This is a genomic window from Pseudomonas sp. CAU 1711, from assembly GCF_039888625.1.
Taxonomy (GTDB): domain Bacteria; phylum Pseudomonadota; class Gammaproteobacteria; order Pseudomonadales; family Pseudomonadaceae; genus Aquipseudomonas.
The window spans coordinates 327,245-346,002 of the sequence record NZ_JBDQQT010000002.1 but is presented as its reverse complement, the minus strand read 5'-3'; the positions used below and the strand labels follow the sequence as shown (position 1 = coordinate 346,002).

General features: G+C 65.3%; 16 protein-coding genes and 1 tRNA gene. 16 read left to right on the top strand and 1 reads right to left on the bottom strand.

From position 1 onward, the window contains the following. Window positions 1-30: 30 nt before the first annotated feature. The 8 genes from grpE (at window position 31) to AAFN46_RS03655 (ending at window position 10,209) form a co-directional block, all read left to right on the top strand. On the top strand, window positions 31-603 hold the full coding sequence (gene grpE, locus AAFN46_RS03690; RefSeq protein ID WP_347807336.1) for a nucleotide exchange factor GrpE: 573 nt from the start codon (window positions 31-33) through the stop codon (window positions 601-603). A gap of 95 nt (window positions 604-698) precedes the next feature. Continuing rightward, the gene (dnaK, locus tag AAFN46_RS03685; RefSeq protein WP_347807335.1) at window positions 699-2,615 is read left to right on the top strand and encodes a molecular chaperone DnaK; all 1,917 of its coding nucleotides are present in this window, start codon (window positions 699-701) and stop codon (window positions 2,613-2,615) included. 118 nt (window positions 2,616-2,733) lie between these two features. Further along, the gene (gene dnaJ, locus AAFN46_RS03680; protein ID WP_347807334.1) at window positions 2,734-3,861 is read left to right on the top strand and encodes a molecular chaperone DnaJ; all 1,128 of its coding nucleotides are present in this window, start codon (window positions 2,734-2,736) and stop codon (window positions 3,859-3,861) included. Window positions 3,862-3,947: 86 nt separating this feature from the next. Then, the gene (gene dapB / locus AAFN46_RS03675; protein WP_347807333.1) at window positions 3,948-4,751 is read left to right on the top strand and encodes a 4-hydroxy-tetrahydrodipicolinate reductase; all 804 of its coding nucleotides are present in this window, start codon (window positions 3,948-3,950) and stop codon (window positions 4,749-4,751) included. Window positions 4,752-4,935: 184 nt separating this feature from the next. Then, a complete protein-coding gene (gene carA, locus AAFN46_RS03670; protein ID WP_347807332.1) occupies window positions 4,936-6,072 on the top strand; it encodes a glutamine-hydrolyzing carbamoyl-phosphate synthase small subunit in 1,137 nt (378 codons plus the stop codon). Window positions 6,073-6,102: 30 nt separating this feature from the next. Next, window positions 6,103-9,324 (top strand): carbamoyl-phosphate synthase large subunit, encoded by a 3,222-nt coding sequence (gene carB, locus AAFN46_RS03665; RefSeq protein WP_347807331.1) that lies wholly within the window; start codon window positions 6,103-6,105, stop codon window positions 9,322-9,324. Continuing rightward, complete coding sequence (gene greA / locus AAFN46_RS03660; RefSeq protein WP_347807330.1) at window positions 9,321-9,797, top strand: transcription elongation factor GreA; 477 nt, start codon at window positions 9,321-9,323, stop codon at window positions 9,795-9,797. The genes carB and greA overlap by 4 nt, the downstream gene beginning before the upstream one ends. A 10-nt stretch (window positions 9,798-9,807) precedes the next feature. Continuing rightward, window positions 9,808-10,209, top strand: coding sequence for a DUF4149 domain-containing protein (locus AAFN46_RS03655; protein WP_347807355.1), 402 nt, complete (start codon window positions 9,808-9,810; stop codon window positions 10,207-10,209). A 12-nt stretch (window positions 10,210-10,221) separates the two neighbouring features. Here the strand turns inward: AAFN46_RS03655 and yhbY are convergent, their stop codons facing one another. Then, window positions 10,222-10,533 (bottom strand): ribosome assembly RNA-binding protein YhbY, encoded by a 312-nt coding sequence (gene yhbY / locus AAFN46_RS03650; protein ID WP_347807329.1) that lies wholly within the window; start codon window positions 10,531-10,533, stop codon window positions 10,222-10,224. A gap of 500 nt (window positions 10,534-11,033) precedes the next feature. Here yhbY and ftsH point away from each other — a divergent pair, with 500 nt between their 5' ends. The 8 genes from ftsH (at window position 11,034) to nusA (ending at window position 18,739) form a co-directional block, all read left to right on the top strand. Then, window positions 11,034-12,938 carry an ATP-dependent zinc metalloprotease FtsH gene (ftsH, locus tag AAFN46_RS03645; protein WP_347807354.1) on the top strand — a complete coding sequence of 635 codons (1,905 nt, stop codon included), beginning with the start codon at window positions 11,034-11,036 and terminating at the stop codon, window positions 12,936-12,938. 8 nt (window positions 12,939-12,946) lie between these two features. Then, entirely contained in the window at window positions 12,947-13,798 is an 852-nt protein-coding gene (gene folP, locus AAFN46_RS03640; RefSeq protein ID WP_347807328.1) for a dihydropteroate synthase, read from the top strand. Window positions 13,799-13,813: 15 nt separating this feature from the next. Further along, window positions 13,814-15,151, top strand: coding sequence for a phosphoglucosamine mutase (gene glmM / locus AAFN46_RS03635; RefSeq protein ID WP_347807327.1), 1,338 nt, complete (start codon window positions 13,814-13,816; stop codon window positions 15,149-15,151). A 65-nt stretch (window positions 15,152-15,216) separates the two neighbouring features. Then, window positions 15,217-15,972 (top strand): triose-phosphate isomerase, encoded by a 756-nt coding sequence (gene tpiA, locus AAFN46_RS03630; protein ID WP_347807326.1) that lies wholly within the window; start codon window positions 15,217-15,219, stop codon window positions 15,970-15,972. Window positions 15,973-15,974: 2 nt separating this feature from the next. Then, complete coding sequence (gene secG / locus AAFN46_RS03625) at window positions 15,975-16,355, top strand: preprotein translocase subunit SecG (protein ID WP_347807325.1); 381 nt, start codon at window positions 15,975-15,977, stop codon at window positions 16,353-16,355. Between the two features lie 10 nt (window positions 16,356-16,365). Next, window positions 16,366-16,451, top strand: a tRNA-Leu gene (locus AAFN46_RS03620). A 299-nt stretch (window positions 16,452-16,750) separates the two neighbouring features. Next, the gene (rimP, locus tag AAFN46_RS03615; RefSeq protein WP_347807324.1) at window positions 16,751-17,209 is read left to right on the top strand and encodes a ribosome maturation factor RimP; all 459 of its coding nucleotides are present in this window, start codon (window positions 16,751-16,753) and stop codon (window positions 17,207-17,209) included. A gap of 48 nt (window positions 17,210-17,257) precedes the next feature. After that, window positions 17,258-18,739, top strand: a complete 1,482-nt coding sequence (nusA, locus tag AAFN46_RS03610; protein WP_347807323.1) for a transcription termination factor NusA — start codon at window positions 17,258-17,260, stop codon at window positions 18,737-18,739. The last annotated feature ends 19 nt before the right edge of the window (window positions 18,740-18,758 follow it).

Here is an 18,758-nt window from a genome sequence, read left to right as displayed (position 1 = left end):
GACCCGCTGACGTCTTTACAGGAGGACCCGATGGCAGACGAACAGACCCTGGACACGGCGAACGCCGAAGAGCAACTGGCCCCCGAGGCGGGCGTGGGCGAAGACCTGGGCGCACGCGTGCAGGCACTCGAAGAGCAGCTGGCCGCCGCCCAGGATCAGTCCCTGCGCATGGCCGCAGACCTGCAGAATGTGCGCCGCCGCGCCGAGCAGGATGTGGAGAAGGCGCACAAGTTCGCCCTGGAGAAGTTCGCCAACGACCTGCTGCCGGTGGTCGACAGTCTGGAGCGTGGCCTGGAGATGACCAGTGCCGCCGCCGACGAGGCGGCCAAGGCCATGCGCGAAGGCATGGAGCTGACCCTCAAGCTGTTCCTCGACACCCTCAAGCGCCACCAACTGGAGGCGCTCGACCCGCATGGCGAGCCGTTCAATCCGGAGCATCACCAGGCCATGGCCATGGAGGAGAGCGTCCATGCCGAGCCGAACACCGTGCTCAAGGTGTTCCAGAAGGGCTACCTGCTCAACGGCCGTCTGCTGCGCCCGGCCATGGTCGTGGTGAGCAAGGCGCCGCTGACCCCGCCGCCGTCGATCGACGAGCAGGCTTGAAATTTTTGCTGGCGGCCCCATCTACAGGGCAAGCGATTCAGTAGCTGACGCCGCCGGGCGGCGTACTCAAGAACACAGAGTTTCGGAGACAACAAATGGGCAAGATCATCGGTATCGACCTGGGCACCACCAACTCCTGCGTGGCCATCCTGGAAAACGGCAGCGTCAAGGTCATCGAGAACGCCGAAGGCGCGCGCACCACCCCGTCCATCATCGCCTACACCAACGACGGTGAGACCCTGGTCGGGCAGAGTGCCAAGCGCCAGGCGGTGACCAATCCGCACAACACCCTCTACGCGGTGAAGCGCCTGATCGGCCGCCGCTTCGAGGAAGACGTGGTGCAGAAGGACATCAAGATGGTGCCCTACAAGATCGCCAAGGCCGACAACGGTGACGCCTGGGTCGAGGTCAAGGGCCAGAAGATGGCTCCGCCGCAGATCAGCGCCGAAGTGCTGAAGAAGATGAAGAAGACCGCCGAGGATTACCTGGGCGAGGCCGTGACCGAGGCGGTGATCACCGTCCCGGCCTACTTCAACGACAGCCAGCGCCAGGCCACCAAGGACGCCGGTCGCATCGCCGGCCTGGACGTCAAACGCATCATCAACGAACCGACCGCCGCAGCCCTGGCTTACGGCATGGACAAGGCCAAGGGCGACCACACCGTGATCGTCTATGACCTGGGCGGCGGTACTTTCGACGTGTCGGTGATCGAGATTGCCGAAGTCGACGGCGAACACCAGTTCGAGGTGCTGGCCACCAACGGCGACACCTTCCTCGGTGGCGAGGACTTCGACCTGCGCCTGATCGACTACCTCGTCGAGCAGTTCAAGAAAGAATCCGGCATCGACCTGAAGGGCGATCCGCTGGCCATGCAGCGCCTGAAGGAAGCCGGCGAGAAGGCCAAGATCGAGCTGTCCTCCAGCCAGTCGACCGACGTCAACCTGCCGTACATCACCGCCGACGCCAGCGGTCCGAAACACCTCAACGTGAAGATCTCCCGCGCCAAGCTGGAGGCCCTGGTCGAGGACCTGGTCGCGCGCACCATCGAGCCGTGCCGCATCGCCCTGAAGGACTCCGGCCTGGACGTCGGCAGCATCGACGAGGTGATCCTGGTCGGTGGTCAGACCCGCATGCCGCTGGTGCAGCAGAAGGTCGCCGAGTTCTTCGGCAAGGAAGCGCGCAAGGACGTCAACCCGGACGAGGCCGTGGCCATCGGTGCCGCCATCCAGGGCGCCGTGCTGGCCGGCGACGTCAAGGACGTGCTGCTGCTCGACGTGTCCCCGCTGACCCTGGGCATCGAGACCATGGGCGGCGTGATGACCGCGCTGATCGAGAAGAACACCACCATCCCGACCAAGAAGTCGCAGGTGTTCTCCACCGCCGACGACAACCAGAGCGCCGTGACCATCCACGTGCTGCAGGGCGAGCGCAAGCAGGCCGCACAGAACAAGTCGCTGGGCAAGTTCGACCTGGCCGAGATCCCGCCGGCGCCGCGCGGCGTGCCGCAGATCGAGGTGACCTTCGATATCGACGCCAACGGCATCCTGCACGTGTCCGCCAAGGACAAGGCCACCGGCAAGCAGCAGTCCATCGTGATCAAGGCCAACTCCGGCCTATCCGACGAGGAAATCGAGCGCATGGTGCGTGACGCCGAGGCCAACGCCGAGGAAGACCGCAAGTTCGAGGAGCTGGCCGCCGCGCGCAACCAGGGCGACGGCCTGGTGCATGCTACCCGCAAGATGGTCACCGAGGCCGGCGACAAGGCCAGCGCCGACGAGAAGGCCGCCATCGAGAAGGCCATCGGCGAGCTGGAGGCCGCGCTCAAGGGCGACGACAAGGCCGAGATCGAGGCCAAGATCAGCGCCCTGTCCGAGGCTACCACCCCGCTGGCGCAGAAAATGTATGCCGAGCAGCCGCAGCCGGGTGCCGCCGCCCAGGGTGCCGACGAAGCCAAGGACGCGGCCGACGACGTGGTCGATGCCGAGTTCGAAGAGGTCAAGGACAACAAGTAAGCCTGCGGGCTTGCAGTGTTCTGTCGGCCGGAGTGATCCGGCCGGCCGCTCGACCACGCGGGGGCTTGCCCCCGCGTTGGCATGTCTGGAGCGAACCGATTTGAGGTGTTGAGGATTTATGGCCAAACGTGACTATTACGAAGTGCTCGGCGTGGAGCGCGGCGCCAGCGAGGCGGAGCTGAAGAAGGCTTACCGCCGCCTGGCGATGAAGTACCACCCGGACCGCAACCCGGACGACAAGGCGGCGGAAGAGAGGTTCAAGGAGGCCAACGAGGCCTACGAGATTCTTTCCGATGCCGGCAAGCGTTCGGCCTACGACCAGTACGGTCACGCCGGTGTCGACCCGCAGATGGGCGCTGGCGGTGCCGGTGGTTTCGGCGGCGCCAACTTCTCCGACATCTTCGGCGACGTGTTCAGCGATTTCTTCGGTGGCGCGCGTGGCGGCTCGCGTGGCGGCGCCCAGCGCGGCTCGGATCTGCGCTACACCCTGGAGCTGGACCTGGAAGAGGCGGTGCGCGGCACCACCGTGACCATCCGTGTGCCGACCCTGGTCGGCTGCAAGACCTGCGATGGCTCCGGCGCCAAGAAGGGCACCAGCCCGGTCACCTGTACCACCTGCGGCGGCATCGGCCAGGTGCGTATGCAGCAGGGCTTCTTCTCGGTGCAGCAGACCTGCCCGCGCTGCCACGGCAGCGGCAAGATGATCACCGACCCCTGCGGCAGCTGCCACGGTCAGGGCCGCGTGGAAGAGAGCAAGACCCTGTCGGTCAAGGTGCCGGCGGGCGTCGACACCGGCGATCGCATCCGCCTGTCCGGCGAGGGCGAGGCGGGCTCCCATGGCGGGCCGGCCGGCGACCTCTACGTGGTGGTCAATGTGCGCGAGCACCCGATCTTCCAGCGCGACGGCAAGCACCTGTACTGTGAGGTGCCGATCAGCTTCGCCGACGCGGCGCTGGGCGGCGAGCTGGAAGTGCCGACCCTCGATGGTCGGGTCAAGCTGAAGATTCCGGAAGGTACCCAGACCGGCAAACTGTTCCGCCTGCGCGGCAAGGGCGTGGCCCCGGTGCGCGGCGGCGGCGCCGGCGACCTGATGTGCCGGGTGGCGGTGGAGACGCCGGTCAATCTGGACAAGCGCCAGCGCGAGCTGCTGGAAGAGTTCCGCAAGTCGCTGGAGGGCGACAGCTCTCACTCGCCCAAGGCCAGCGGCTGGTTCGACGGGATGAAGCGCTTCTTCGGCGATATTTGACAACAGCCGCAAGCTGCAAGCCGCAAGTCGCAGGAAGGTGTTGCGCTTGGCTGGCAGCTTGAGGCTTGCAGCTTGGAGCTGAGCTTATGCGACGTATTGCAGTGATGGGCGCCGCCGGGCGCATGGGCAAGAACCTGATCGAAGCGGTCGGCCAGGCCGAAGGCGCGCAGCTGACCGCCGCCATCGACCGTCCGGACAGCAGCCTGCTCGGCGCCGATGCCGGCGAGCTGGTAGCGCAGGGCAAGCTGGGCGTGAGCCTGGTGGGCGATCTGAGCGCCGTGCTGGATTGGTTCGATGTGCTGATCGACTTCACCCACCCTTCGGTGACCCTGAAGAACCTGGAGGTCTGCCGCCAGGCGGGCAAGGCCATGGTCATCGGCACCACCGGCTTCTCGTCGGAGGAGAAGCAGCAGCTGGCGGCGGCCGCCAAGGACATCCCGATCGTGTTCGCCGCCAACTTCAGCGTCGGCGTCAACCTCTGCCTCAAGCTGCTGGACACCGCCGCCCGCGTGCTGGGCGACGAGGTGGACATCGAGATCGTCGAGGCGCATCACCGGCACAAGGTCGACGCGCCGTCCGGCACCGCGCTGCGCATGGGCGAGGTGGTGGCGGCTGCCCTGGGGCGTGACCTGCAGAAGGTCGCGGTCTACGGTCGCGAAGGGCAGACCGGCGCCCGCGCGCGCGAGACCATCGGCTTCGCCACCGTGCGCGCCGGCGACGTGGTGGGCGACCACACCGTGCTGTTCGCCGCCGAGGGCGAGCGCGTGGAGATCACCCACAAGGCTTCCAGCCGCATGACCTTCGCCAAGGGCGCGGTGCGCGCCGCGCTCTGGCTGCAGGCGCAGCCGGCCGGGCTTTATGACATGCAGGACGTGCTCGGGCTGAATTGAATGCGATTTCGGTCCATGCAATTGCTGGACCGAAAAGGGTTTTTTCTGTAAGCTACCCGCTTTAGTGTGTCCACTAAAAGTTACGCAGAATGGTTCAGATAAAAAAGCGGGGTGACGGTCAATACGTCATCCCGCTTTTTTACAACCTGCGTTTGAGCAAGCAGCAGATCTAAGGGAGGTCTTCTTGACTAAGCCAGCCATACTCGCACTCGCCGACGGCAGCATTTTTCGCGGCGAAGCCATTGGTGCCGATGGCCATACCATCGGTGAGGTGGTGTTCAACACCGCCATGACCGGCTATCAGGAAATCCTCACCGATCCTTCCTATGCCCAGCAAATCGTCACCCTGACCTACCCGCATATCGGCAACACCGGTACCACGTCGGAAGATGCCGAGTCCAACCGCGTGTGGGCCGCCGGCCTGATCATCCGCGACCTGCCGCTGGTGTCCAGCAACTGGCGTGACAAGCAGCCGCTGCAGGACTACCTGAAGGAAAACGGCACCGTCGCCATCGCCGGCATCGATACCCGCCGCCTGACCCGCATTCTGCGCGAGAAGGGCTCGCAGAACGGCTGCATCCTGGCTGGCGAAGGTGCCAGCGAGGAGAAGGCGCTGGAGCTGGCGCGCAGCTTCCCCGGCCTCAAGGGCATGGACCTGGCCAAGGAAGTCACCTGCGCCGAGAGCTACGAGTGGCGCTCCAGCGTGTGGAGCCTGGAAAGCGACAGCCATCCGGAAATCCCTGCCGGCGAGCTGCCCTACCACGTGGTCGCCTACGACTACGGCGTCAAGCTCAACATCCTGCGTATGCTGGTCGCCCGTGGCTGCCGCCTGACCGTGGTGCCGGCCAAGACTCCGGCCAGCGCAGTGCTGGCGCTGAACCCGGACGGCGTGTTCCTCTCCAACGGCCCCGGCGACCCCGAGCCGTGCGACTACGCCATCGCCGCGATCAAGGAAATCCTCGAGACCGAGATTCCGCTGTTCGGCATCTGCCTCGGCCACCAGCTGCTGGCCCTGGCCTCCGGCGCCAGGACCGTGAAGATGGAAACCGGTCACCACGGCGCCAACCACCCGGTGCAGGATCTGGATTCCGGCGTGGTGATGATCACCAGCCAGAACCACGGTTTCGCCGTGGACGAGGCCAGCCTGCCGGGCAACCTGCGCGCCACCCACAAGTCGCTGTTCGACGGCACCCTGCAGGGCATCGAGCGCACCGACAAGGTGGCCTTCAGCTTCCAGGGCCACCCGGAAGCCAGCCCGGGCCCGCACGACGTGGCCCCGCTGTTCGATCGCTTCATCGCCGAGATGGCCAAGCGCCGCTAAGTCCGCCGAGCAGAGAATTCGAGAAAGACCATGCCAAAACGTAACGACATCAAAAGCATCCTCATCCTCGGCGCCGGCCCCATCGTCATCGGCCAGGCCTGCGAGTTCGACTACTCCGGCGCCCAGGCCTGCAAGGCGCTGAAGGAAGAAGGCTTCCGCGTCATCCTGGTGAACTCCAACCCGGCCACCATCATGACCGACCCGGCCATGGCCGACGCCACCTACATCGAGCCGATCAAGTGGCAGACCGTGGCCAAGATCATCGAGAAGGAGCGCCCCGACGCCCTGCTGCCGACCATGGGCGGCCAGACCGCGCTGAACTGCGCGCTGGACCTGGAGCGCCACGGCGTGCTGGAGAAGTTCGGCGTCGAGATGATCGGCGCCAACGCCGACACCATCGACAAGGCCGAGGACCGCTCGCGCTTCGACAAGGCCATGAAGTCCATCGGCCTGGCCTGCCCGCGCTCGGGCATCGCCCACAGCATGGAAGAAGCCTACGGCGTGCTGGAGCAGGTCGGCTTCCCCTGCATCATCCGCCCGTCCTTCACCATGGGCGGCACCGGTGGCGGCATCGCCTACAACCGCGAGGAGTTCGAGGAAATCTGCGCCCGTGGTCTGGACCTGTCGCCGACCAACGAGCTGCTGATCGACGAATCGCTGATCGGCTGGAAGGAATACGAGATGGAGGTGGTCCGCGACAAGAAGGACAACTGCATCATCGTCTGCTCCATCGAGAACTTTGACCCGATGGGCGTGCACACCGGTGACTCGATCACCGTGGCGCCGGCGCAGACCCTGACCGACAAGGAATACCAGATCATGCGCAACGCCTCGCTGGCGGTGCTGCGCGAGATCGGCGTGGAAACCGGCGGCTCCAACGTGCAGTTCGGCATCTGCCCGAACACCGGGCGCATGGTGGTGATCGAGATGAACCCGCGTGTGTCGCGTTCCTCGGCGCTGGCCTCCAAGGCCACCGGCTTCCCGATCGCCAAGATCGCCGCCAAGCTGGCGGTCGGCTACACCCTCGACGAGCTCTCCAACGACATCACCGGCGGTCGCACCCCGGCCTCGTTCGAGCCGGCCATCGACTACGTGGTGACCAAGATCCCGCGTTTCGCCTTCGAGAAATTCCCCAAGGCCGACGCCCGCCTGACTACCCAGATGAAGTCCGTGGGTGAAGTCATGGCCATCGGTCGCACCTTCCAGGAGTCGGTGCAGAAAGCCCTGCGCGGCCTGGAAGTGGGCGTCGCCGGCTTCGATCCGAAGCTCGAACTGACCGATCCGGAAGCCGAGAGTACCCTGCGTCGCGAGCTGACCGTGCCGGGCGCCGAGCGCATCTGGTACGTGGCCGACGCCTTCCGCGCCGGCAAGAGCGTCGCCGAAGTGTTCGAGCTGACCCGCATCGACGAGTGGTTCCTGGTGCAGATCGAGGACCTGGTCAAGGACGAGGAGAAGGTCAAGACCCTGGGTCTGTCCGGCATCGACTACGAGCTGATGCGCAAGCTCAAGCGCAAGGGCTTCTCCGACGCGCGTCTGGCCAAGCTGCTCGGCGTCACCGAGAAGAACCTGCGCAGCCACCGTCACAAGCTCAAGGTGCTGCCGGTGTTCAAGCGCGTGGATACCTGCGCCGCCGAATTCGCCACCGACACCGCCTACATGTACTCGACCTACGAGGAAGAGTGCGAGGCCAACCCCAGTGGCCGCGACAAGATCATGATCCTCGGCGGCGGCCCCAACCGCATCGGCCAGGGCATCGAGTTCGACTACTGCTGCGTGCACGCCGCGCTGGCCATGCGCGAAGACGGCTACGAGACCATCATGGTCAACTGCAACCCGGAGACCGTCTCCACCGACTACGACACCTCCGATCGCCTGTACTTCGAGCCGGTGACCCTGGAGGACGTGCTGGAGATCGTCCGCGTCGAGCAGCCGAAGGGCGTGATCGTGCAGTACGGCGGGCAGACTCCGCTGAAGCTGTGCCGTGCCCTGGAAGAGGCCGGAGTGCCGATCATCGGCACCTCGCCCGATGCCATCGACCGCGCCGAAGACCGCGAGCGCTTCCAGCAGATGGTCCAGCGCCTGGGCCTGCGCCAGCCGGCCAACGCCACCGCGCGCAGCGAGGACGAGGCCCTGGCCCTGTCCAAGGGCATCGGCTACCCGATGGTGGTGCGCCCGTCCTACGTGCTGGGCGGTCGCGCGATGGAAATCGTCTATCAGGAAGAAGAGCTCAAGCGCTACATGCGCGAGGCGGTCAAGGTATCCAACGACAGCCCGGTGCTGCTCGACCACTTCCTCAACTGCGCCATCGAGGTGGACGTGGATGCGGTGTGCGACGGCGACACCGTGGTGATCGGCGCGATCATGCAGCACATCGAGCAGGCCGGCGTGCACTCCGGCGACTCCGCCTGCTCGCTGCCGCCCTACTCGCTGCCCAAGCACATCCAGGACGAGATCCGCGAGCAGGTCAAGAAGATGGCCCTGGAGCTCGGCGTGGTCGGCCTGATGAACGTGCAGATGGCCGTGCAGGGCGAGGATATCTACGTCATCGAGGTCAACCCGCGCGCCTCGCGTACCGTGCCGTTCGTCTCCAAGTGCATCGGCGAGTCGCTGGCCAAGGTGGCCGCCCGCGTCATGGCCGGCAAGACCCTGGCCGAGGTGGGCTTCACTCAGGAGATCATCCCGCCCTTCTTCAGTGTCAAGGAAGCGGTGTTCCCGTTCAACAAGTTCCCCGGCGTCGACCCGATCCTCGGCCCGGAGATGAAGTCCACCGGCGAGGTGATGGGCGTCGGCGACAGCTTCGGCGAGGCCTTCGCCAAGTCGCAGCTGGGTGCCAACGAGATCCTGCCGAACACCGGCTGCGCCTTCATCAGTGTGCGCGAGGACGACAAGCCGCAGGCCGTGCAGGTCGCCCGCGATCTGGTCGAGCTGGGCTTCGAGGTGGTCGCCACCGCCGGTACCGCCAAGGTGATCGAGGCCGCCGGGCTGCCGGTGCGCCGGGTGAACAAGGTGACCGAGGGCCGCCCGCACGTGGTCGACATGATCAAGAACGACGAAGTCACTCTGATCATCAACACCACCGAAGGCCGTCAGTCGATCGCCGACTCCTACTCCATTCGTCGTAACGCCCTGCAGCACAAGATCTACTGCACCACCACCATCGCGGCCGGTCAGGCGATCTGTGAGGCGCTCAAGTTCGGTCCCGAGAAGACCGTGCGCCGGCTGCAGGATCTGCATGCAGGAATCAAGGCATGAATAAATACCCCATGACCGTCCAGGGCGCGCGCGCCCTGGAAGAGGAACTGGCCCATCTGACCAAGGTGCGTCGTCCGGCGCTGAGCCAGGCGATCGCCGAGGCGCGCGAGCTGGGCGACCTCAAGGAGAACGCCGAGTACCACGCCGCCCGCGAGGAGCAGGGCATGGTCGAGGCGCGCATCCGGGATATCGAGGGCCGTCTGCAGCACGCGGTGGTGATCGATGTCACCGCCATCGCCCACACCGGCAAGGTGATCTTCGGAACTACCGTGGATATCGCCAACGTCGAGACCGACGAGAGCGTGACTTACCAGATCGTCGGCGAGGACGAGGCCGACATCAAGGTCGGCAAGCTGTCGGTCAGCTCGCCCATCGCCCGTGCCTTGGTGGGCAAGGAGGAGGGCGACGTGGTCGCGGTGCAGACTCCCAGCGGCCTGGTCGAGTACGAGATTGTCGAAGTCCGCCATCTTTAAGCGTCCTCCGCTGCGCGCGGGTGCCATCAGCTGGCAGCTGGCCCAGACCTTCTGGGTCGGCGGTCTGTGGCTGCTGCATTTCGTCATGCTGCCGGCGCTGGAGAAACTGGGTCTGGCGCCGCTGCTGATCGAGGAGATCGGTGGAGCGCTCGGCCCGTTGCTGATCGGCTTCGCCGCTTTCTGTGCCCTGTTGCAGGGGCTGGTGCTGGCTCAGTGCGAGGGGCTGGCCAGCCTGTGGCGGGACATGCGCGGACAGCTGTTGCTGGTGGTGCTGGCGATGGCGGCGGCGTTCTTCGCCGTGCGCCACTGGCTGCCGGGCGCCGAGCGCTGGCTGCTGTTCAACTACCTGGTGCTGGCGCTGTGTGGGCTGGTGCTGGTACTGCAGCCGCTGCCGGGGCAGCGCAGCGAGTAGGGCCGACCGCTATCAAGCCTGATAGCGGTGGATATTGGACAGGTTCTTGTTCGGCTTGGGGTTCTTGCGGTAGATCAGGGCCATCTTGCCGATCACCTGGACCAGTTCGCAGCGGGCGCTGCCGGCCATCTCCTCGATCAGCGCACGACGGTCGTCGCGTTCGCTGATGCGGAGCTGCACCTTGATCAGTTCGTGGTCGTTGAGGGCGCGCTCCAGTTCGGCCAGCACGCCTTCGGTCAGGCCGTTCTCGGCGACTATCAGTACCGGCTTGAGGTGGTGGCCGATGGATTTGAAGTGTTTCTTCTGTTCGTTGGTAAGCGCCATGATCTGACCCTGCTGCTGTGAAAGTCGGCCCCGTGCGGAAGGTGGGCCGCAGCCCGGTCCATTCCATCGCCGGAACGCCGGCTGCAAAAACCGCGTAGTGTACCCGAGCCGGACCTGGCGTGCCCCATTTCTATCTGGGCGAGGAGCCGCGCGGCCCGCTTCAAGATTAGTTCGCAGCGGCCGCAAGGGCATTTCGCCGCAGGCCTTGTGATTGCCGCCGCAGCCCCAATATTGGCTAGGTAGGCGCGGTGTTTCCGTGCGTGCTGCGACGGCGCCGGCCCTTCGGGGCGGGCACTTGGTCACCCCGCCGAGCGGTTCCCGCTGGCTCGCGGATTGCGTGGGGCTTAGACTGGGTTCGTGAGCGGCGAGTCTCATAAAGGGTTACAGACGGCGCCTGCCCCGGGCAGGGTTGTGTAGTAAGTTAGGCGGGTATTTTCCAGCCGTTATGCGGAGCGCGTTTCAGGACGAGGCCCGCTCCAGAGGGTAGCTAATTGAACGACATGGCAAAGAACCTGATCCTGTGGCTGATCATCGCGGCCGTTCTGGTCACCGTGATGAACAACTTCTCCAGCCAGAGCGAATCCGGAAAGCTCAACTATTCCGAGTTCATCCAGCAGGTTCAGAGCGGCAAGGTCAAGCAGGTGACCGTGGATGGCTTCATCATCAGCGGCATCAACCAGGACGGCTCGCCCTTCGAGACCGTGCGCCCGGCCATCGAGGATCGCGGCCTGATCAAGGATCTGATCGACAACAACGTCGAGATCGTCGGCAAGCAGCCGGAGCGGCAGAGCATCTGGACCCAGCTGCTGGTGGCCAGCTTCCCGATCCTGGTGATCATCGCCGTGTTCATGTTCTTCATGCGCCAGATGCAGGGCGGCGGCGGTGGCCGTGGCGGCCCGATGAGCTTCGGCAAGTCCAAGGCGCGTCTGCTCTCCGAGGATCAGGTCAAGACCACCCTGGCCGATGTCGCCGGTTGCGACGAGGCCAAGGAAGAAGTCGGCGAACTGGTCGAGTTCCTCCGCGATCCGGGCAAGTTCCAGCGCCTGGGTGGACGCATTCCGCGCGGCGTGCTGATGGTCGGCCCGCCCGGTACCGGTAAGACCCTGCTGGCCAAGGCCATCGCCGGCGAGGCCAAGGTGCCGTTCTTCACCATTTCCGGCTCCGACTTCGTCGAGATGTTCGTCGGCGTCGGCGCCTCGCGCGTGCGCGACATGTTCGAGCAGGCCAAGAAGCACGCGCCCTGCATCATCTTCATCGACGAGATCGATGCCGTCGGTCGCCATCGTGGCGCCGGCCTGGGCGGCGGTCACGACGAGCGCGAGCAGACCCTCAACCAGTTGCTGGTGGAGATGGATGGCTTCGAGATGAACGACGGCATCATCGTCATCGCCGCCACCAACCGTCCGGATGTGCTGGACCCGGCGCTGCTGCGCCCGGGCCGCTTCGACCGCCAGGTGGTGGTCGGCCTGCCGGACATTCGCGGTCGCGAGCAGATTCTCAAAGTGCATATGCGCAAGGTCCCGGTCGGCGACAACGTCGAGCCCGCGGTGATCGCGCGCGGCACACCAGGCTTCTCCGGCGCCGATCTGGCCAATCTGGTCAACGAGGCCTCGCTGTTCGCCGCCCGCGCGAGCAAGCGCGTGGTGGAAATGAAGGAGTTCGAGCTGGCCAAGGACAAGATCATGATGGGCGCCGAGCGCAAGTCCATGGTCATGTCCGAGAAGGAGAAGCTCAACACCGCCTACCATGAGGCCGGCCACGCCATAGTCGGGCGCCTGGTGCCCGAGCACGATCCGGTCTACAAGGTCTCCATCATCCCGCGCGGCCGCGCCCTGGGCGTGACCATGTTCCTGCCGGAAGAGGATCGCTACAGCCTGTCCAAGCGTGCCCTGATCAGCCAGATCTGCTCGCTGTTCGGTGGTCGTATCGCCGAGGAGATGACCCTGGGCTTCGATGGTGTCACCACCGGCGCATCCAACGACATCATGCGTGCCACCCGCCTGGCGCGGAACATGGTGACCAAGTGGGGCCTGTCCGAGAAGCTCGGTCCGCTGATGTACGCGGAGGAGGAGGGCGAGGTGTTCCTCGGTCGCAGTGCCGGCAGCCAGCACGCCAATGTATCGGGCGAGACCGCCAAGGCCATCGACCAGGAAGTGCGCAGCATCATCGACGGCTGCTACGACACCGCCAAGCGCCTGCTGGAAGAGAACCGCGACAAGCTGGACATGATGGCCGACGCGCTGATGAAGTACGAAACCATCGATGCCGACCAGATCGACGACATCATGGCCGGTCGCACGCCGCGTGAACCGCGCGACTGGCAGGGTGGCTCCGGTACGCCTGCGCCCAAGGAGCAGGCCGAACGTCCGGAAAGCCCCATCGGCGGCCCGGCGGGCGAGCACTAAGGGTCGGTATGAGCGTCGCGCAGTGCCCGCCCCGGCTGCCTTGTGGCAGCCGGGTGCTCGATCTGGCCCAGCCACAGGTGATGGGCATTCTCAATGTCACGCCCGACTCCTTCTCCGATGGCGGTCGCTTCGCCGCGCGTGACGCGGCCCTGCGCCATGCGGCGCAGATGGTGGCCGCCGGCGCGAGCCTGATAGACGTCGGTGGCGAGTCCACCCGCCCCGGTGCACGCCCGGTGTCGCCGGTCGAGGAGCTGGAACGGGTGGCGCCCGTGGTCGAGGCCATCGCCGCCGAACTGGATGTGATCATTTCCCTGGATACCTCGACACCTGCTGTCATGCGTGAGGGCGCGCGCCTGGGCGCCGGCCTGATCAATGACGTCCGCGCCTTGCGCCGCGAAGGGGCGCTCGAGGCCGCGGTCGACACCGGGCTGCCGGTGTGCCTCATGCATATGCTCGGCGAGCCGGGCAATATGCAGCAGAATCCGCAATACCAAGATGTGGCGGGCGAGGTGCGAGCTTTTCTCGGCGAGCGCATGGCGACCTGCGTCGCCGCGGGAATTCCCGTCGAGCGCCTAGTGCTCGATCCGGGCTTCGGCTTCGCCAAGACCCTGGCCCACAACCTGAGCCTGTTCCGGCATCTGGAGGCGCTGCATGAGCTCGGTCGCCCGCTGCTGGTCGGCGTGTCGCGCAAGACCATGATCGGCCAGGCGTTGGGGCGCGACGTGCACGAGCGTCTGTCGGGTAGCCTTGCGCTCGCGGCGCTGGCCGTGGCCAAGGGAGCGTGCATCCTGCGCGTTCACGATGTGGCCGAGACGGTCGATGCGGTGCGCATGGTCGCCGCCGTGCAGGCAGCAGAATAAGAAGTTGGAGTGATCATGAGTAGAAAGTATTTCGGTACCGATGGTATCCGCGGTCGTGTCGGGCAGTTCCCCATCACTCCGGAGTTCATCCTCAAGCTCGGCTGGGCGGCGGGCATGGCCTTTCGCAAGCAGGGCAAGTGCCGCATCCTGATCGGCAAGGACACGCGCATCTCCGGCTACATGTTCGAGTCCGCCCTGGAGGCCGGCCTGCTGGCCGCCGGTGCCGACGTGATGCTGTTGGGGCCCATGCCGACCCCGGCCATTGCCTACCTGACGCGCACCTTCCAGGCCGATGCGGGCATCGTCATCAGCGCCTCGCACAACCCGCACCACGACAACGGCTTCAAGTTCTTCTCCGGCCTCGGCACCAAGCTGCCGGACGAGATCGAGCTGATGATCGAGGAGCTGCTCGACCAGCCGATGACCGTGGTGGAGTCAGAGCAGCTCGGCAAGGTCACCCGGATCAACGATGCGGCGGGCCGCTACATAGAGTTCTGCAAGGCCAGTGTGCCCAACCACACCAGCTTTGCGGGGCTCAAGGTGGTGCTCGACTGCGCCCATGGCGCGACCTACAAGGTGGCGCCCAGCGTGTTCCGCGAGCTGGGGGCGCAGGTCTCGGTGATCTCGGCCCAGCCCAACGGGCTGAACATCAACGACAGCTGCGGCTCGACCCATGTCGAGGCGCTGCAGGCCGAAGTGCTGGCCCAGCAGGCGGATCTCGGTATCGCTTTCGATGGCGACGGCGACCGTGTGCTGATGGTCGATCACACCGGCGCCGCGATCGATGGCGACGAGCTGCTGTTCATCATCGCGCGCGACCTGCATGAGCGCGGCAAGCTGCAGGGCGGTGTGGTCGGCACCCTGATGAGCAATCTGGGGTTGGAGTTGGCGCTGGCGGACCTGGGGATTCCCTTTGTGCGCGCCAAGGTCGGTGACCGCTACGTGATGGCCGAGCTGCAGGAGCGTGGCTGGGCTCTCGGCGGGGAGAACTCCGGGCATCTGGTGTGCTGCCAGCACACCACCACGGGCGATGCGATCATCGCCGCGCTGCAGGTGCTGATGGCGCTCAAGCGTGCCGACAGGACGCTGGCCGAGGCGCGTATGGCGCTGCGCAAGTGCCCGCAGGTGCTGATCAACGTGCGCCTGTCCGGCGAGGTGGATCCGGTCGAGCATGTGGCCGTCAAGGACGCCTGTGCCCGGGTCACCGAGCGTATGGCCGGGCGCGGTCGCGTGCTGCTGCGCAAGTCCGGTACCGAGCCGCTGGTGCGGGTGATGGTCGAGGGCGACGACGAGGGCCAGGTGCGCGGCTATGCCGAGGAGCTGGCCAGGGTCGTTGGCGAGGTCTGCGCCTGATCCGGCTTGCGGGGGCGGTGCCTCTTGGGTAACATCTGCGCCCACTTTGAACGACGAGGTCTGGCATGCGTCGCCCCCTGGTAGCTGGTAACTGGAAAATGCACGGTACCCGCGCCAGCGTCGCAGAGCTGATCGAAGGGTTGCGTCGGCTGGAAGTGCCGGCCGAGGTCGAGGTTGCGGTGATGCCGCCATGCCTCTACATCAACCAGGTGCTGGTTGGTCTGGAGGGCAAGGCCATCGCGGTCGGGGCGCAGAACTGCGCCCTCGAACCGATGCAGGGCGCACTGACCGGCGAGATCGCGCCGAGCCAGTTGGTCGATGCCGGTTGCGGCATGGTGCTGGTCGGTCACTCCGAGCGTCGCACGATTCTCGGCGAGCGGGACGAGCAGGTCTGTCGCAAGTTCGCCGCTGCCCAGTCCTGTGGGCTGGTGCCGGTGCTCTGTGTCGGCGAGACGCTCGAAGAGCGTCAGGCGGGCAGGACTCTGGAAGTGGTCGCGGGCCAGTTGGATGCCGTGATCGATGAGCTGGGTGTGGATGCCTTCGCTCGTGCTGTTGTGGCATATGAGCCGGTCTGGGCCATAGGTACCGGGCTGACGGCCTCGCCGCAGCAGGCTCAGGAAGTGCATGCGGCGATTCGTGCCCAGTTTCAGGCGCAAAGCGCCGAAGTGGCGCAGGCGGTAAGAATTCTGTACGGCGGCAGCGTCAAGGCCGCCAATGCTGCCGAGCTGTTCGGTATGCCGGATATCGATGGGGGGCTCATTGGTGGTGCCTCTCTGAACGCGGATGAATTTGGTGCGATCTGTCGCGCCGCAGGAAATTGAAGATGCTGGAAACTGTCGTTGTAGTGGTGCATCTGCTGGTGGCTCTGGGTGTGGTCGGCTTCGTGCTGATTCAGCAGGGCAAGGGTGCCGACGCGGGTGCGTCCTTCGGTGCCGGGGCTTCCGCTACCGTATTCGGTAGCCAAGGTTCCGCTACCTTTCTGAGTCGGACTACTGCTATACTCGCCGCGGTTTTTTTCATTACCAGCTTGGGTTTAGCGTATTTTGCTAAAGAAAAAGCTGATATGCTGTCGCAAGCGGGCCTGCCGGATCCGGCGGTGCTCGAAGTGCAACAGAAGCCGGCCGTCGAAGACGTTCCGGTGCTCGAAGAGCAGAAGCCCGCGGCCGATCAGGCCGACGTGCCGGCGGCTCCGGAGCAGCAGTAATACCCTCTTTGCCGAGGTGGTGGAATTGGTAGACACGCTACCTTGAGGTGGTAGTGGCCATAGGCTGTAGGGGTTCGAGTCCCCTCCTCGGTACCATACAAGACAAGGCCCGCAGATCGCGGGCCTTGTCGTTTTCGGGGGTCTGGTTGACCCTCTGGGGTTGCGTCCGTATACTCTTCGCCCAGCTTTGACGCGGTGTGGGGTGGTCTGGTGGCTTTTCGGGCTCATGTCCGAGGGTCTCCGGTTCGGTCCGGTCTCCGCAACCAGCAGTAGAGAAGCCCCTGTTCAGGGGCTTTTTGTTAGCTGGACAGTCCGCCGCGGGCAGGTGCCTGGCGGCTCGATGGATGGGCGTTTCGCCCATTTTTTATTTCTACGGCATGCGCGGAGGGCTTCGAGTGTCGAGCAAGCTGGAACAGTTGCAGGCCATGTTGGCCCCGGTGGTCGAGTCGCTCGGCTACCAATGCTGGGGGATCGAGTACATCTCCCAGGGAAGGCACTCGCTGCTGCGTGTGTATATCGATCACGAGAACGGCATCCTGGTCGAGGACTGCGAGGCGGTGAGCCGGCAGGTCAGTGCGGTGCTGGATGTCGAGGATCCGATCAGCAGCGAATACACCCTCGAGGTGTCGTCGCCGGGCATGGACAGGCCGCTGTTCACGCTCGAACAGTTCGCCAGGCATGCCGGCGAGCAAGTGAAGATCAAGCTGCGTTCGCCCTTCGAGGGGCGGCGCAATTTTCAGGGGCTCCTTCGCGGCGTGGAGGAGCAGGACGTGGTGGTGCTGGTGGATGACCACGAATTCCTCCTGCCGATCGACCTGATCGACAAGGCCAACATTATTCCCCGCTTTGATTGAGACGCGGCTTGCCGCGCATCCAATGGATTGCGAAAGACGAGGCGTACGATGAGTAAAGAAGTACTGCTGGTTGTAGAGTCGGTGTCCAACGAGAAGGGCGTGCCGGCCAGTGTTATTTTCGAGGCGCTGGAACTGGCTCTGGCGACCGCGACCAAGAAGCGTTTTGACGACGAAGTCGAGCTGCGCGTGGCGATCAACCGCCACAACGGCAGCTACGAGACCTTCCGCCGCTGGGAAGTGGTGGCCGAGGAGGATCTGGAGAACCCGGCGGCTCAGCTGACCGTCGAGCAGGCCGAGGAGCGTCAGCCCGGCGCCAAGCTCGGTGACTTCGTCGAGGAGCCGGTCGAGTCCATCGAGTTCGGCCGCATCGCCGCGCAGACCGCCAAGCAGGTCATAGTGCAGAAGGTGCGCGAGGCCGAGCGTGCCCAGGTGGTCGATGCCTATCGCGAGCGCGTCGGCGAGATCATCTCCGGCACCGTGAAGAAGGTCACCCGCGACAGCGTGATCGTCGACCTGGGCAACAACGCCGAGGCCCTGTTGGCCCGCGAGGACATCATCCCGCGCGAGACTTTCCGCGTCGGCGCCCGCGTGCGTGCCCTGCTCAAGGAAATCCGCACCGAGAACCGCGGCCCGCAGCTGATCCTGTCGCGCACCGCGCCGCAGATGCTGATCGAACTGTTCACCATCGAGGTGCCGGAAATCGCCGAGGGCCTGATCGAAGTGATGGCCGCCTCCCGCGATCCGGGCTCGCGCGCCAAGATCGCCGTGCGCTCCAAGGACAAGCGTATCGACCCGCAGGGCGCCTGCATCGGCATGCGCGGCTCGCGCGTGCAGGCCGTCTCCGGCGAGATCGGCGGCGAGCGCGTGGACATCGTGCTGTGGGACGAGAACGTCGCCCAGTTCGTGATCAATGCCATGGCCCCGGCCGAAGTGGCGGCGATCATCGTCGACGAGGACGCCCATGCCATGGACATCGCCGTGGCCGAGGACAACCTGGCCCAGGCCATCGGTCGTGGCGGCCAGAACGTGCGTCTGGCCAGCCAGCTGACCGGCTGGACCCTGAACGTGATGACCGAGGCCGACATCCAGGCCAAGCAGCAGGCCGAGACCGGCGATATCCTGCAGCGTTTCGTCGACGAGCTGGATGTCGACGAGGAGCTGGCCCAGGTGCTGGTCGAGGAGGGCTTCACCAGCCTGGAAGAGATCGCCTACGTGCCGATGGAAGAGATGCTCAGCATCGACGGTTTCGACGAGGACATCGTCAACGAGCTGCGCGCCCGCGCCAAGGACCGTCTGCTGACCAAGGCCATCGCCAACGAAGAGAAACTGGCCGACGCCCAGCCCGCCGAGGATCTGCTGTCTCTGGACGGCATGGACAAGACCCTGGCCCAGGAGCTGGCTGTGCGTGGCGTAATTACCCGCGAAGACCTGGCCGAGCAGTCGATCGACGACCTGCTCGAGATCGACGGCATGAGCGAAGAGCGTGCCGGCAAACTGATCATGGCCGCCCGAGCCCACTGGTTCGAGTAAGCGGCAGCGGTCCGAGGAG